Source organism: Ascidiaceihabitans sp. (assembly GCF_039986515.1).
Taxonomy (GTDB): domain Bacteria; phylum Pseudomonadota; class Alphaproteobacteria; order Rhodobacterales; family Rhodobacteraceae; genus Ascidiaceihabitans.
The window spans coordinates 579,858-594,249 of sequence record NZ_JBDWQO010000007.1; the positions used below are offsets into that span (position 1 = coordinate 579,858).

Consider the following 14,392-nt stretch of genomic DNA (forward strand, 5'->3'; position numbering starts at 1 on the left):
GGGTCAGTTTCCTCTTAGGGATGTCGTTATGGGATAGGCGGACAAGAAGCGCGCACGCAGGATCAACACCCACAAGATCACAGCCAGCACTTGGTGCACAATGGCGATATGCACCGGTGCTGCGTAAACAACGGTTACAATGCCCAGCACGATTTGCAAGCTCAGGGCCGCGAACGCCGCGTTAAAGGCAAATTGCGTGCGTGGATGGGCGCTGCGTCGGCCTTTCAGCCATACAACAACCGCGAAGGCAAACAGAAGATACCCCGTAACACGGTGCACAAATTGCACCAAACCGGGGCTTTCGAACAGGTTGCGCCACCACGGGTCCAACACGAAGGCAGAGGCCGGAAAGATCTGCCCCCCCATCAACGGCCAATCGGTATAGCTGCGCCCTGCATCAATGCCTGCCACCAACGCGCCCAGCAGGATTTGTAGAAATGCAAAGTGCAAAAGCCCGGTCGACAGGCCAAACAGCTTGGTTTCTTTGCCGCGTCGCGCCTGCATCAAGTCGCGCTCAGAGCGGCCCAGCATCATGACATACCACGCGATGAACCCAAGGATCACAAACGCCAGCCCCAGATGTGTGGCCAAGCGGTAGCTTGCCACATCCACCATGCCTTCGCCTGTGGTGACCCCTGACGCCACCATCCACCACCCAATCGCCCCCTGTGCGCCGCCCAAAGCGCCCAAAAGCAACAAGCGTGGCGTCCATCCTGTGGGGATCTGGCGGCGCAGTAAGAACCAGAAAAAGCCTATGGCCCAGATCAGACCAATGACCCGGCCCAATTGGCGGTGGCCCCATTCCCACCAGTATATCACTTTGAAATCAGATAGTTGCATCCATTGGTTTTGAATGCGGAATTCATCTATTGCCTGATATTTGGCAAATTCTGCCTGCCAATCCGCTGCATTCAATGGCGGAATTGCCCCCGTAAAGGGCCGCCATTCGGTGATGCTGAGGCCACTGTCTGTCAGACGCGTCAACCCGCCCACAGCAATCATAACAAAAACAAAAGCGAACAGGATCATCAACCAGATGCGGATGGCACCGCGGGCGCCTGAGCGCCCCTTGTCGATCAACCCAGGCGTGGCAACAGGCGCTTTGTCGGCGCTGGCGACCTCTTCGAAAATACTGCGTTTGGTGCTCATAGGACCCTCATGATCTGTTGGGCTAGTGCCTTTTGCGTTAATCTAGGCCCGGCGCAGACAATCGTCCAGCGCATCAACGGTCGCGTTCTTTCCAGCGGACCATCTGCCGCAGGATGCCATGGAACATCTGCACATCCGCGCGGGTCATGGGCATGCGGGACCACATGTTGCGCAGGTTCAGCTTCATGCTGGCGGATTTGTGTTCGGGCCAGAAAAAACCGGCGTCCTCCAAACGGTCTTCGTAGTGGCGCATCAGATGGTCTACTTCTTTAATCTCTGCCCAGTCGCTGCCGGCCATCTCGTGGACAACAGGGGTCACTTGTGACCGCTGGCGCATCCATTCGTAACCCACCAGCAAAACACACTGGGCAAGGTTCAAGGACGCGTAATCGGGGTTCACGGGCACCGAAATCAGCGCGTTCGCCTGCACCAGATCGTCGTTTTCCAAGCCTGCGCGTTCGGGACCAAACATGACGGCCACCTTTTGACCAGCGTCAATTTTTTGCACAGCCAAACGCATGGCTTCTTCGGGGGAATAGACGTCTTTCGTCAGGTCTCTGGACCGCGCTGTTGTTGCAAAAACGAACGCACAATCGCCCAAAGCACCCGCCACGTCAGGCGCAATCTGTGCATCGTCCAAAACACGCCCCGCCCCGGATGCCATGGCAACCGCAGACTGGTTGGGCCAACCATCGCGCGGATCAACGATCCGCATCCGCGTCAGGCCAAAATTCAACATAGCACGGGCTGCCGCACCGATGTTCTGGCCCATTTGCGGGCGCACAAGTACAATATAAGGATGATCCACCATAGGCGCCTCTTAGCGGGAACAGCTATGGCAAACAACATGGTGTTCCTTTTGATGCCAACATTTCTATGTGCACCACGGGTATAAAAGTTTTCTTTTCAAAACTTTTCAGTTACCCCCGCGCCAAGACAGCACCAGACCCGTGCCGCGACCACGCAAAGGATGACCCAGATGACCGAGACACAGATCGAGCAGCCACAACTCTACCTGATCACCCCGTCAGAGGTTGACCTAAGCGCGTTTCCCGATCAGCTGGCGGCCATGCTGGATGCGCATCCGATTGCCTGTGTGCGTATGGCGCTGGCCACCCAAGATGAATCCCACCTGTCAAAAGCGGCCGATGCCTTGCGCGAAGTGACCCATGCCCGCGATGTGGCATTGGTGGTCAGTGACCATCTTGCCATGGTGGATCGTTTGGGGCTGGACGGTGTCCATCTCAGCGACGGCGCGCATCAAATGCGCTACGCTCGCAAAGAACTGGGGCCCGACGCCATCATCGGCGCCCATTCCGGCACATCGCGCCACGATGGCATGAATGCCGGCGAAGCTGGCGCGGACTATATCTGTTTCGGGCCTGTGCGTGAAAACACATTGGGCGACGGCAGCTTTGCGCAAATAGACCTGTTCAAATGGTGGTCAGAGGTGATCGAAGTTCCCGTTGTCGCCGAAGGCTTGCTGGACACAAACATCATCCGCACCCTCGCGCCTTACACCGATTTCTTTGGCGTGGGCGACGAAGTCTGGTCAACCGATGATCCCGTCAAAGCCATGGCCGATCTGATGGCGGCCATGGCCTGAACGCATGTGGCGGGTGTTTTAGAAAAACACCCGTTCGATGCACCAATACGCACCGACCGCTGCAATCACACAAGACGCAGGGATCGCGATGGCACGGCGATACCAGTCGCGCTTCATGAACCAGCCGACCAAAACAAATGCGATGGCAATGACAGTCAACTGACCGAATTCGACACCGACGTTAAAGCCGATCAGGGCCGGAATAAACTGTCCTTCAGGCAATCCGAATTCGCCCAGAACCGATGCAAAACCAAGGCCGTGCAGCAACCCGAACCCGAAAATTACAAACGGGCGCCAGGGGCTTAATCCTGACGTAAAGATGTTTTCCACCGCGACATACACGATGGACGCGGCGATCAATGGCTCAACGATAGAGCCCGGCACATTCACCCAGCCCATAGCCCCCAAAGCCAATGTGACGGTGTGCGCAAGCGTGAACGCAGACACCTGCCAGATCAGCGGACGCAACCGTGTGGACAGGAAAAACAGGCCCAGAACAAACAGGATATGATCAAGACCTTTGGGCAAAATATGATCAAAACCCACAGGGATGTAATTGACGAACGCCTGCCAAAGCGTGGCTTGGCCCCCGCCTGACAAGGCGATTTCGGGGCTGGATGTGCCGCCTTGCAGCAGGCCGGTGAAGGGTTCGTTCACCCCTTGTTGGCGCAAAACGAAAGCGCCGTTGCCAGCGGGCCAGTTGATGACCACACTTTGAGACGCCGGTGGCATGTAGACGTCCATCACAATGTTAGTCTGACGTGGTTGTTCAAGGTCGGTTGGATCGTTGAAGGCATAGCTGCCAAGTGACAGCGGCTGTGGTGCACCGTCTACCACCACCATCTGCTGGTTTGCCCAATCGCGCAGCAATTCAGGCAAGCGCTGCGCCAGATCTGATGCAGGCAGTGCGCGCAGCGTTTTGTAATCAGTGGTGCCTTCGGCGTCGTCGGTGTCTTCGATAACGTCCAGATCAATGTCCGCCAAAAACGCTTCTGCGTTCAGCGTCATCTCGAACCGCAACACCGTGTCGTCGACCACAGTCATATCCGATAGCGTGGGCAGTACTTCGTGGGCGTGGCTCACAGTTGCGGCACACGCCAAGCAGATGCTTGACATCACAGCCCAAAGCCGCAGCTTAAGGCTTACCTGATTGAAAGCACCCACCATGTCTATTCTCCGTTTCTCACTTGCTGCAGTTTTGGCACTTCATGTGCACTCTGCCGACGCCCATGAGTTTTGGATCGAACCGCAGGACTTTCAAGTCGAAAGTGGCGGTACGTTGATTGCAAATCTCAAAAACGGGCAGGAATTTCAGGGTTCTGACCTGGCTTACTTTTCGACCTCTACGACGCGGTTTGATGTGATCACCAATGGTAGAACGACGCCGGTCGAAGGGCGTATGGGGGACCGTCCTGCGTTAAGCACGCAAGCAACAGAGGACGGTTTGGTTGTGATCGTGCATGAAACGACCCCGTCACGTCTGAAGTATGCGACCTGGGAAAAGTTTCAAAAGTTCGTAGATCACAAGGATTTTAAAGACATTGATGCGCGCCATGCGGCGTTGGGCGCCCCGCGCGAAGGGTTTCGTGAAAGCTACACCCGCCACACAAAAGCACTTATTGCGGTAGGGGATGGCGATGGTGCGGATGCGGCCTTCGGGTTGAAAACAGAATTCGTCGCCCGCACCAACCCCTATGCATCTGACTTTGACGGTAGGATGTCTGTGGCCCTTTATCTGGATGGGACCCCCCGTGCTGATGCGCAGGTCGAAGTGTTTGATCGCGATCCCGACGGCGCTGTCACCATTACCTTGCACCGCACCAACGCACAGGGTGTGGCAGACATTGCTGTGACGAAGGGACATGATTACCTGTTCGACGCAGTTCACCTGCAGCCCTACACTGGCGAAAAAGACGCGGTGTGGGAAACGCTTTGGGCCGCATTGACGTTCAGCGTACCGCAATAGTCGGTTGCACGCGGGTGCAAAGCGCTGCAAAACCAGACACATGATAAAACCATCTGACATTTTGTGTATTGGCTCTGTGCTTTGGGACGTGATTGGTCGTGCGCCTGCGGTGATGCGTCAGGGATCGGACGTGCCGGGGCGTATCACGCGATTGCCTGGTGGCGTTGCGATGAATATCGCGATGACATTGGCGCGCTTTGGCATGACCCCTGCCCTTTTGACGGCGATCGGGCGGGACGCTGAAGGGGACGAACTGGTGGCGGCCTGCGAGGCGCGCGGCATGGTGACATCAACGATCTATCGGTCCGATGATTTGCCGACAGACCGCTACATGGCGGTTGAAGGCGCAAACGGTTTGATTGCCGCCATCGCTGACGCACATTCATTGGAAGCTGCGGGCGAAAAGATTTTGAAACCTCTGCACAATGGCGAATTGGCAGACGCGGCCAATCCATATGGCGGGCTGATCGCCCTTGACGGGAACTTGACGCTGGATTTGCTGTCCAAGCTGGCCACAAGCCCGCTGACAGAACAGGCAGACTTGCGGGTGGCGCCTGCGTCCCCCGGAAAAGCGGAACGTTTGTCTCCGTTTATTAAATCGGGCCGTGGCACATTATATGTGAACCTCGAAGAAGCGGGTTTGCTGTGTCAGACCAGCTTTGAGGATGCGGCCAGCGCAGCTGCGGCCCTTTTGCAGCGTGGTGCGGCGCGTGTTCTGGTTACCAATGGCGGTGAAGATGCCGCCGAAGGCACCGCGTCGAACGTGATCCACGCCACCCCACCGCAAGTTTTGGTCACGCGCATCACCGGTGCAGGCGACACATTTATGGCAGCCCATATTGCCGCCGAAGCACGCGGCGCAGGCCGTGCAGATGCCTTGGAACAAGCTTTGAAAGCTGCCGCAATCTACGTCTCAGGAGACCCCGACACATGACCCTTATTACGCTGTCTGCCGAAGTGGCCGCCGCAAAAGCCGCAAACACGCCGGTTGTTGCGTTGGAAAGCACGATTATCACCCATGGCATGCCCTATCCGCAAAACCTGGACGTGGCCCGTCAGGTTGAGGCTGACATTCGTGCCGCAGGTGCCGTGCCAGCTACGATGGCTGTTATTGACGGTACGCTGCACGGCGGTCTGGAAGATGCACAGCTTGAGGCGTTGGCCCAAGCCAAAGGCGTGGCCAAGCTGTCGCGTGCCGATATGGCGGCTTGCATGGCCACAGGTGGCACAGGTGCGACAACCGTTGCGGCCACAATGATCGCGGCGCGTTTGGCGGGGATCGACGTTTTTGCCACCGGTGGCATTGGCGGCGCACATAAAGGATCGGAGCTAAATTTCGACATATCGGCGGACTTGATGGAATTGGCCCAAACGCCTGTCACGGTCGTCGCGGCGGGCGCAAAGGCGATTTTGGACATTCCCAAAACGCTGGAAGTGCTGGAAACCGAAGGTGTGCCTGTCATTGCGTATGGTCAGGATGACATGCCCGCATTCTGGAGCCGCGAAAGCGGGCTGCGCGCGCCCCTGCGGATGGATGATGCGGCGCAGATTGCCGCAAGCCACAGGTTGCGGGTGCAAATGGGCATCCCCGGTGGGCAACTTGTTGGCAATCCGATCCCGCAGGATGCTGAAATTTCGGCCTCAACCCTCGCACCGATCATTGCGCAAGCTCAAAAAGACGCAGAGGCACACGGTATCAGCGGCAAAGGTGTAACGCCGTATCTGTTGCAACGCATTTTTGAGCTGACCGACGGGCAATCGCTGACAGCCAACATCGCATTGGTGCGCAACAATGCAAAGCTGGCCGCCGACATTGCATCCCATTTGTGCAAAATGGCCTAAAATTGATCGTGGTATTAGGCATTTACACGCCAGAGCCATTGTAGGCGCGCTTCAAAACGCATACCTCGGATAAAACCTAATACGGAAGACCAGATGAACACGCCTTTCGATCCGAACCAACCCAGAAAACCGGGCCTGTTTGCCCGTCTTCGGTCGTCCTTTTTGACGGGACTGGTGGTTGTGGCCCCTGTCGGGCTGACGATCTGGTTGATTTGGACAGTGGTGGGCTGGTTTGACGGTTTCGTCTTGCAAGTGGTGCCACGCAGCTATCATCCCGACCGCCTTTTGCAAACGTGGTTGGGGCTGGATGAAACCATTCAGGTCAACATCCGCGGTGTGGGCGTCGTGCTGTTTTTCCTGTTTACGATTATCGTGGGCTGGATGGCGAAAGGGTTCATCGGACGGTCGTTCATCCGTGCGGCCGAAGGGCTGGTAGAACGGACCCCCGTTGTGCGATCGATCTATTCCGGTATCAAACAGATATCCGAGACGATTTTTGCCCAATCCGACCGGTCCTTTGAAAAAGCCTGTCTGATAGAATATCCAAGACGCGGCATGTGGGCCATCGGCTTTATTTCGACCACAGCCAAGGGCGAAATCATGGCCAGCACGGGACATGGAAAAGACGAATTGCTAAGCATTTTTGTGCCAACGACACCGAATCCAACGTCCGGATTTTTGCTGTTTGTTCCGGCCAATGATGTGATCGAATTGGATATGAGCGTTGAGGATTCCGCAAAACTGGTGATCTCGGCCGGTCTTGTCTATCCGAACGGCAAAGACCCCACCCAACCGCCTGCCATTGACGACTAGAGCCATCAGGTAGGGCTATCAGGTAGGGCCGCCGGGTCGCGCGACACCGCGGCTAGTTGAACATGTCTCGTAAATTCAGGCTCGACCGCTGGTTTAAATCTTCAAAATGGGCGTCCAGGAACCGTTTGGCCGCTTCTCGTCCCGCAACTCTGAGGGTTTGGATGATATAGGCGTTGGGCACTGTCTTCGTGGCCACAGACAGAATATTCATCAGGGCATCGTCTGCGATCATATGCATGTGGACATGCGCCATTTGACCGGGCTGCAAAGTGCCGCTGTCCAGAAGCCTTTGCACAAAATCGATGGCTCGCATTTCGCGCAACAATGACGAATTGAAGCTGATTTCATTCAGCCGGTTCTGGATTTGTTGCGGGGTTGTTGGCAGTTCTTTGCGTTCCAGCGGGTTCACGTTGATGACAACGATATCTTCTGGCAGCGATGTGTCAAACAAGGGAAACAACGCAGGATTACCCGTGTAGCCACCATCCCAGAACGCTTCGTCCTGACCGGTTTGTGTGTCAAACATCTCGACCGCCTGAAACAATGTCGGAAGACAGGCCGAAGCCATAATCACATCAGGTGTCACTTCGCGCGCGTTGAACACACGCAGCTTGCCGTCGCGTACTCTGGTGGCGTTTATGAAAAGATCGGGGCCTTCGTCGGCGCAGACGCAATCGTAGCTTAGCGCGTTGACGATGGGTTTCAGCGGGTTGTTGTAAAACACACCATATGAATAGGGCGACACCATGCGCGTAAACGCCTCGCCCACTGCATAGGGCCACGAATTTTCCAACGCCTTGCTGACGTTGTGCGCCCCCAAAGGCATCAGCCATTGCGTGATACCTTCGCTGTAGGCGCCGCTGACTTCCCCCCAAAGACTGGCCAGATTGTCCAAAGCACCTTGTTTGCCGTTCTGGATGATGCCGGATTTCACAGCCGCGCCATTCAATGCCCCCGCAGAGGTGCCAGACATGCCTGCGATTTCGATCCGGTCATCAGACAGCAGCGTTTCCAGCGCCCCCCACGTGAACGCGCCATGCGCACCACCGCCCTGCAAGGCCAGATTGATCTGTTTGGTTGTCATTGTGCGCTCCGATTTGCGGTGAGACATTGGAATGCCTCTGGCGGGGGATTATTGGGAAAAAGACAAAGCGGACCCTGTTTTACAGGGCTGTCCATCCGCCATCTACAGAGATCGTTGTGCCGGTGATTTGTGCCGCCGCATCCGAGCATAGAAAGACAGCTGTGCCCCCCATCTGTTCAGTTGTGGCGAATTCTTTCGAAGGTTGGCGTTTCAACATGACGTTCTGGATCACGTCTTCACGGCTCATGTCGTATTCTTTCATCGTGTCGGGGATTTGTTTTTCGACGATGGGGGTCAGCACATACCCGGGGCAGATTGCATTTGCCGTAATCGGTTCTTGTGCGGTTTCCAATGCAGTCGTTTTGGTCAGTCCGACGATGCCATGTTTGGCCGCGATATAGGCCGCCTTGTAAGGTGACGCGGTCAGCCCGTGCGCGGAGGCGATGTTGACGACCCTGCCCCAGCCGGCCTCGCGCATCATGGGCAATGCAATTGCAGAGGTGTGGAACGCAGAGCTGAGGTTGATGGCGATGATGGCATCCCATTTGTCAGCCGGAAAATCAGGGATCGCGGCGACGTGCTGGATGCCTGCATTGTTCACAAGAATGTCGCAGCGCCCAGCGTCTGTGATCAAGCGACGACATTGGTCGCCTTTGGACATGTCGGCCTGAATGTAACGGGCCTTGGTGTTTGTTTCTTTTGAGATTTCCTCTGCGATGGCATGATCGTCATCGCGATCAGTGAAGGAATTCAAAACCACGTCAGCGCCCGCGCGGGCCATTTCCCACGCAATGCCCAAACCAATGCCAGAGTTCGAACCGGTGATAACAGCCGTTTTGCCCGCCAGTGAAATCTCGAATGCCATGATGTGATCCTTGTTTTGATGTCTGCTTGCTTTGATTGCACCATGTCATGCTGCAAGTGCGAAATAAATGGGGTGCACAGCATCGTGTGGTCGGATAGAGCCAAAAAAAAACGCCAGCGCGAAGCTGGCGTTAAGTTATTGAGGCAGGTTTCATACAGGCAAGAAACCTATCGAGCAGTGACCCCTTTATAAGCAATCTAATGCCTCTGGCCAAGCTAAAAGTTTGATATTACGTGGAACCCACGTTACCAAATTAGTTAACAAAACAAGGCCGAAACGGGATTGTCACGAATATGAACACAGTGTTTTTCCAACAGGCGTGGCGCGAAATGCGCCGATTGTCGCTGATATCTGCTCTGATTCTGGGTGCTAAATCCGGTTATGCAGAATCGGTACATGGCATAGCTATGTATGGAGAGCCTGCACTTCCACCGGATTTTGTGTCTTTGCCCTATGTGAACGCCGCCGCCCCCAAAACAGGGCGTATTGTGCTGGGCAACACGGGCGGTTTCGATTCTTTGAACCCGTTTGTCTTCAAAGGAACAAAGCCCTGGCAGTTACCTTTCTTAACGCATGAGACGCTGATGGGGCGATCTTTGGACGAACCTTTCACACTTTACGGCCTTTTGGCCGAATCGATTGAAGTGCCGGACAACCGCAAATGGATTGAATTCAAGCTTCGAGACGATGCACGATTCGCTGATGGGACCCCTTTGACGGTTAAGGATGTGATCTGGTCCTTTAAGACTTTGGGAACCAAGGGGCATCCGAAGTATCACGGGCTTTGGAACCAGATCGAAACGATTGAAGAAACCAAACCGGGCCACGTTCGGATGACCTTTAACACCGACAACCGCGAACTGGTTATGCTGGTGGGGCTGCGTCCCATTTTGAAAGCAGCCCAATGGGACGGCAAAGATTTTGCAAATGCAGCATTAAACGATATTCCTGTCGGCTCCGGCCCTTACAGCGTTACCGATTTTGAAGCAGGCCGCTTTGTGCAGCTGACCCGCAATCCGGACTATTGGGGCAAGGACGTGCCGTTTGTTCAAGGCACTCACAACTTCGACGCCATTCGCATCGATTTTTACGGCGATGGCGATGTTCTGCGCGAAGGGTTCAAGGCGGGCCAGATCTCGGCTGTGCGTGAATTCAATGCAGAAACATGGGCGCGGTCCTACGACTTTCCACGCGCACAGTCCGGTGATGTGGTGAAAACCGAAATTCCCCATCAAAAGCCTTCGGGTATGACGGGGTTTGTTATGAACACGCGCAAAGCGCCGTTTGATGATTGGCGGGTGCGCGAGGCGATGATCCAGGCGTTTAACTTCGAATACATCAACGACACGTTTACGGGGGGCGCCCAACCGCGCATCACGTCGTATTTTTCAAACTCTGCACTGGCGATGAAACCGGGCAAAGCCGATGCGGATGTGACCAAATTGCTGGCGCCGTTTTCCGGCAGTATGCCACCCGATGCCATCAGCGGATACACCTTGCCCGCGTCCGACGGCAGTTTGCGCAACCGCAAAGGTCTGCGCCGGGCGATGAAACTTTTGGCACAGGCCGGGTATACAGTGGATGGCGGCATGATGCGCGATGCGTCCGGCACACCCTTGCGGTTTTCGATCCTTCTGCCAAAGGGCAGCACAGAAAATGCCGGTATCGCAGACATCTATATAGGTGCGCTGAAACGCCTTGGGATTGAAGTCACAATCGAGACAGTGGACGATGCGCAATTTGTCGAACGTACGGGCAGTTTCGCTTTTGATATGACCCATTTTCGCCGCGCACTTTCACTGTCGCCCGGCAACGAACAGCGGTTCTATTGGGGCAGTGCCGCAGCCTCCCAAGACGGCAGCCGCAACCTGATGGGCGTTCAATCCCCTGCCATTGATGCCATGATCGATTCCATGCTGGCAGCACCTGACCAACAGCAATTTAATGCAGCAGTGCGGGCTTTGGATCGTAGTTTGATGGCGGGCAGATATGTCATTCCCTTTTGGTCTTTCACCACTGGTCGTATTGCCCATATGCGCGAAATGAAACGCCCTGATGTGATCCCCGCATATGGTGACGGGCCGTCCTATATGCCGCATGTCTGGTGGTGGCAGCCCTAAACCGCAGTTGCGTCATGGCCCCGTTACACCGCATGGATAAGCGCAATCAAATGCAAGATGGATCGACACTTTGATACAAAAATTACTGGCCGAGGCATTGGGCACTGCGTTGTTGCTTATCGGCGTCGTGGGCTCTGGAATAATGGGCGCTGCATTGGCAGACGGGAACACTGCAATTGCGCTGTTGGCCAATGCGATTGCGACAGGCTGTATGCTGTATGTGATCATCACAGTGCTTGGCCCCATCAGTGGCGCACATTTTAACCCCGCGGTAACACTCGCGTTTTTCTTGCGCGGCGAAATTAACACTTCCCTTGCAGTAGCATACATCCTAACGCAGATTTTCGGCGGTATTCTGGGGGTTTGGGCCACGCACTTCATGTTTGACCTGAGCATTTTCCAAACTTCGCAAACGCTTCATCGCACGGGCGCTGCACAATGGGGATCAGAAGCAATTGCCACGTTCGGGCTGTTGTTTGTTATCTTCGGGGGGCTTCGGTCCAAGCCGGACGCCGTGCCGACTTTGGTTGCGATTTACATCACTGGCGCCTATTGGTTCACGTCGTCCACAAGTTTCGCAAATCCGGCGGTCACAATCGCACGCGGGTTCAGCGACACATTTGCAGGCATATACCCCGGCCATATCGCAGCATTCATTGTGGTGCAGATTGTGACAGTTTTCGTCGCCCATGCCGCGTTCAAAACGCTGTTCAGGACGACAAAGATGTAACCCATAAAATTGACGCGTCTTCGTCGCTGACAGAGATAACGTTGTGCCCCATCGACGCATCGTAGTAGGCGCTGTCGCCACGCCGCATTTCGACGGGTTCGTAAAATTCTGTGTATAGTTTGATGACCCCCGTCAGCACATACAAGAACTCTTCACCGCCATGACGCACCCAGCCATCAAACTCATCCATGGATCGGGCGCGAACGCGTGCGCGGTAGGGCAACATCTGCTTTTGCGTCAGCGTGTCACCCAGCAATTCATGTTCGTATGTGGTGGTGACCTGTGCACTGCCTTCGCCGCTTTTGGTGACAGCCATACGGCCCCCGACCTGACCCTGCGCAGGAGGCGTAAACAGTTGTGGCACCGAAATTTCCAACCCTGTCGCAAGCTTTTTCAAAGCTTCATACGTCGGAGACATTTGGCCGTTTTCAATTTTGGACAGGGTTGAGCGCGCAAGTCCAGCCTGTCCGGCAGCTTGTTCCAGTGTCCAATCGCGGGCTTTGCGCAATTCGCGCACACGCGCCCCCAAATCCAAAGGTTCGGAGATTTCCGTCGTGCCGCTTTGGCGGGCGATCTGGATCAATGATTTTGGGTCTTTGCCTATCATAACAGGTGTATAGGTGGCGCGGAGCTGCCTTGCAACGGCTTGGGCTTCGCGGTAGCTGAAAGACATGATGTCAGTATTCGAAAAAGGCACTCTGCCGCCCTGCCCTGCGCCGTTCAATATGGCGGCATACGTGCTTGGGAAGGCAGGCGATCACCCCGACAAATTGGCCTTGCGTGTTCTGGCGGGTGACGGGACCGCCCATGACTGGACCTACGCACAGCTTGAAGGCGCGGTTTTGGGCACGGCGTCCGGTCTATTGGGCCTTGGTGCGACCCCCGGTGATAAAATCCTGATGCGTTTGGGCAATACGGTTGATTTTCCACTGGCCTATTTGGGGGCTTTGGCTGCGGGTTTGGTACCTGTGCCAACCTCCGCTGCATTGACCACGCACGAAATCGCCCCGATTATAAAGGAACTTGACCCGAAGCTTGTAATACGTGCGCCCGACGTCGCGTGTCCCGATATTGAAAATTGCGTCGATGTTGACCTGTTGCGCACCTTTCGGGACATGCCCCACGCGCCGTATCATTTGGGCGATCCAAATCGATTAGGATATGTGATTTATACCTCCGGCACGTCGGGACGCCCGCGTGCCGTGGCACATGCACACCGTGCAATCTGGGCGCGGCAGATGATGTTTGACGGATGGTACGGGTTGCGGGGCAATGACCGGGTTTTGCATGCCGGCGCCTTTAACTGGACATACACATTGGGCACAGGCCTGATGGATCCTTGGACAGTCGGGGCCACAGCAATCATTCCGGCCCCTGAAACGGCTGCGTCTGACTTGCCGATGCTTCTGGAACGCCACGAGGCTACGATTTTTGCAGCCGCGCCAGGTGTTTACCGGCAATTTTTGAAGTCAGATGTTAGAATTGACTTACCCACGTTGCGGCATGGTTTGAGTGCCGGGGAAAAGCTGCCCAACCGTGTGCGTCAACGCTGGGTCGACAGCACTGGCTGTGATATTTACGAAGCTTACGGCATGTCGGAGTGTTCAACGTTCTTGTCTGCATGTCCGACTGCCCCGGCTACAAATGATAGTTTAGGGCGTCCGCAACCGGGTCGCCGCGTGGCCATACTGGATGCTGACGGCCCCGTTCCATTGGGTGTGGAAGGCACCATAGCTGTGCATAAAAGTGACCCCGGCTTGATGCTGGGGTATCTGGGCGATCCCGATGAAACAGCGTCCAAAATGCAAGGGGACTGGTTTTTGACAGGAGATCAGGGATTGATGCACGCCGATGATCAAATCACCTATCTGGGCCGCCGCGATGACATGATGAACGCTGGTGGCTACCGTGTGTCCCCTTTGGAAGTCGAACACGTGTTGACGCAGGTAGAGGGCGTGCAATCCGTGGGATGTGTCGCGGTTGAGGTGAAACAAGACACGTTTGTAATCGCCGCCTACTACACGGCGGCATCACCCTTGGATCCGGACGTAATAAAAGACCACGCGGCGCACAGTCTGGCCCGCTACAAACAGCCGCGCATTTACATCCAGATTGATGTGTTGCCCACTGGGGCGAACAACAAAATCAAACGCAATGCCCTGCGCGATCTGTTTGCACAACAAACTGTTACATAGGTCAGCCCCCTGCGCTCTGGTC

Annotated in this window: 14 protein-coding genes; 8 read left to right on the forward strand and 6 right to left on the reverse strand. The window is 55.5% G+C overall.

Translation table 11 applies throughout. From position 1 onward, the window contains the following. Window positions 1-3: 3 nt before the first annotated feature. Together ctaA and ABJL60_RS05495 are read right to left on the reverse strand one after the other, a co-directional pair. On the reverse strand, window positions 4-1,149 hold the full coding sequence (gene ctaA / locus ABJL60_RS05490; protein WP_348375222.1) for a heme A synthase: 1,146 nt from the start codon (window positions 1,147-1,149) through the stop codon (window positions 4-6). 73 nt (window positions 1,150-1,222) lie between these two features. Beyond that, entirely contained in the window at window positions 1,223-1,960 is a 738-nt protein-coding gene (locus ABJL60_RS05495; RefSeq protein ID WP_348291789.1) for an RNA methyltransferase, read from the reverse strand. 168 nt (window positions 1,961-2,128) lie between these two features. Here ABJL60_RS05495 and ABJL60_RS05500 point away from each other — a divergent pair, with 168 nt between their 5' ends. After that, window positions 2,129-2,755, forward strand: a complete 627-nt coding sequence (locus ABJL60_RS05500; RefSeq protein WP_348375223.1) for a thiamine phosphate synthase — start codon at window positions 2,129-2,131, stop codon at window positions 2,753-2,755. A gap of 18 nt (window positions 2,756-2,773) precedes the next feature. On the opposite strand, the gene ABJL60_RS05505 is transcribed toward ABJL60_RS05500, so the two are convergent. Continuing rightward, complete coding sequence (locus ABJL60_RS05505; RefSeq protein WP_348375225.1) at window positions 2,774-3,922, reverse strand: HupE/UreJ family protein; 1,149 nt, start codon at window positions 3,920-3,922, stop codon at window positions 2,774-2,776. Here ABJL60_RS05505 and ABJL60_RS05510 point away from each other — a divergent pair. The 4 genes from ABJL60_RS05510 to ABJL60_RS05525 all read left to right on the forward strand — a co-directional run bounded on the left by ABJL60_RS05510 (window position 3,921) and on the right by ABJL60_RS05525 (window position 7,376). Then, on the forward strand, window positions 3,921-4,721 hold the full coding sequence (locus tag ABJL60_RS05510; protein ID WP_348375227.1) for a DUF4198 domain-containing protein: 801 nt from the start codon (window positions 3,921-3,923) through the stop codon (window positions 4,719-4,721). The two genes, ABJL60_RS05505 and ABJL60_RS05510, sit on opposite strands and share 2 nt — an antisense overlap. A 40-nt stretch (window positions 4,722-4,761) precedes the next feature. Then, the gene (locus tag ABJL60_RS05515) at window positions 4,762-5,655 is read left to right on the forward strand and encodes a PfkB family carbohydrate kinase (protein WP_348291781.1); all 894 of its coding nucleotides are present in this window, start codon (window positions 4,762-4,764) and stop codon (window positions 5,653-5,655) included. Beyond that, window positions 5,652-6,563 (forward strand): pseudouridine-5'-phosphate glycosidase, encoded by a 912-nt coding sequence (locus ABJL60_RS05520; protein ID WP_348375229.1) that lies wholly within the window; start codon window positions 5,652-5,654, stop codon window positions 6,561-6,563. The genes ABJL60_RS05515 and ABJL60_RS05520 overlap by 4 nt, the downstream gene beginning before the upstream one ends. A 93-nt stretch (window positions 6,564-6,656) precedes the next feature. Then, window positions 6,657-7,376 (forward strand): DUF502 domain-containing protein, encoded by a 720-nt coding sequence (locus tag ABJL60_RS05525; RefSeq protein ID WP_348291778.1) that lies wholly within the window; start codon window positions 6,657-6,659, stop codon window positions 7,374-7,376. A gap of 52 nt (window positions 7,377-7,428) precedes the next feature. On the opposite strand, the gene ABJL60_RS05530 is transcribed toward ABJL60_RS05525, so the two are convergent. Both ABJL60_RS05530 and ABJL60_RS05535 read right to left on the reverse strand, forming a co-directional pair. Then, complete coding sequence (locus tag ABJL60_RS05530; RefSeq protein ID WP_348291776.1) at window positions 7,429-8,460, reverse strand: patatin-like phospholipase family protein; 1,032 nt, start codon at window positions 8,458-8,460, stop codon at window positions 7,429-7,431. Window positions 8,461-8,539: 79 nt separating this feature from the next. Continuing rightward, window positions 8,540-9,325: a 3-hydroxybutyrate dehydrogenase gene (locus ABJL60_RS05535; protein WP_348375231.1), complete on the reverse strand. Its 786-nt coding sequence runs from the start codon at window positions 9,323-9,325 to the stop codon at window positions 8,540-8,542. Window positions 9,326-9,732: 407 nt separating this feature from the next. Between ABJL60_RS05535 and ABJL60_RS05540 the strand changes: the two genes are divergently transcribed. Both ABJL60_RS05540 and ABJL60_RS05545 read left to right on the forward strand, forming a co-directional pair. Next, window positions 9,733-11,445, forward strand: a complete 1,713-nt coding sequence (locus ABJL60_RS05540; protein WP_348375377.1) for an extracellular solute-binding protein — start codon at window positions 9,733-9,735, stop codon at window positions 11,443-11,445. A 70-nt stretch (window positions 11,446-11,515) separates the two neighbouring features. Further along, window positions 11,516-12,175: an MIP/aquaporin family protein gene (locus tag ABJL60_RS05545; RefSeq protein WP_348375233.1), complete on the forward strand. Its 660-nt coding sequence runs from the start codon at window positions 11,516-11,518 to the stop codon at window positions 12,173-12,175. Here the strand turns inward: ABJL60_RS05545 and ABJL60_RS05550 are convergent. Then, window positions 12,156-12,782, reverse strand: a complete 627-nt coding sequence (locus ABJL60_RS05550; protein ID WP_348375379.1) for an XRE family transcriptional regulator — start codon at window positions 12,780-12,782, stop codon at window positions 12,156-12,158. The genes ABJL60_RS05545 and ABJL60_RS05550 overlap by 20 nt on opposite strands. Before the next feature lie 64 nt (window positions 12,783-12,846). Here ABJL60_RS05550 and ABJL60_RS05555 point away from each other — a divergent pair, with 64 nt between their 5' ends. Beyond that, window positions 12,847-14,370 (forward strand): class I adenylate-forming enzyme family protein, encoded by a 1,524-nt coding sequence (locus tag ABJL60_RS05555; RefSeq protein ID WP_348375235.1) that lies wholly within the window; start codon window positions 12,847-12,849, stop codon window positions 14,368-14,370. The last annotated feature ends 22 nt before the right edge of the window (window positions 14,371-14,392 follow it).

Excerpts from the sequence above, each read along its gene's own strand:
- ctaA (WP_348375222.1), bottom strand. The coding sequence starts at position 1,149 with ATGAGCACCAAACGCAGTATTTTCGAAGAGGTCGCCAGCGCCGACAAA.
- ABJL60_RS05495 (WP_348291789.1), bottom strand. The coding sequence starts at position 1,960 with ATGGTGGATCATCCTTATATTGTACTTGTGCGCCCGCAAATGGGCCAG.
- ABJL60_RS05500 (WP_348375223.1), top strand. The coding sequence starts at position 2,129 with ATGACCGAGACACAGATCGAGCAGCCACAACTCTACCTGATCACCCCG.
- ABJL60_RS05510 (WP_348375227.1), top strand. The coding sequence starts at position 3,921 with ATGTCTATTCTCCGTTTCTCACTTGCTGCAGTTTTGGCACTTCATGTG.
- ABJL60_RS05505 (WP_348375225.1), bottom strand. The coding sequence starts at position 3,922 with ATGGTGGGTGCTTTCAATCAGGTAAGCCTTAAGCTGCGGCTTTGGGCT.
- ABJL60_RS05515 (WP_348291781.1), top strand. The coding sequence starts at position 4,762 with ATGATAAAACCATCTGACATTTTGTGTATTGGCTCTGTGCTTTGGGAC.
- ABJL60_RS05520 (WP_348375229.1), top strand. The coding sequence starts at position 5,652 with ATGACCCTTATTACGCTGTCTGCCGAAGTGGCCGCCGCAAAAGCCGCA.
- ABJL60_RS05525 (WP_348291778.1), top strand. The coding sequence starts at position 6,657 with ATGAACACGCCTTTCGATCCGAACCAACCCAGAAAACCGGGCCTGTTT.
- ABJL60_RS05530 (WP_348291776.1), bottom strand. The coding sequence starts at position 8,460 with ATGACAACCAAACAGATCAATCTGGCCTTGCAGGGCGGTGGTGCGCAT.
- ABJL60_RS05535 (WP_348375231.1), bottom strand. The coding sequence starts at position 9,325 with ATGGCATTCGAGATTTCACTGGCGGGCAAAACGGCTGTTATCACCGGT.
- ABJL60_RS05540 (WP_348375377.1), top strand. The coding sequence starts at position 9,733 with ATGTATGGAGAGCCTGCACTTCCACCGGATTTTGTGTCTTTGCCCTAT.
- ABJL60_RS05550 (WP_348375379.1), bottom strand. The coding sequence starts at position 12,782 with ATGATAGGCAAAGACCCAAAATCATTGATCCAGATCGCCCGCCAAAGC.
- ABJL60_RS05555 (WP_348375235.1), top strand. The coding sequence starts at position 12,847 with ATGATGTCAGTATTCGAAAAAGGCACTCTGCCGCCCTGCCCTGCGCCG.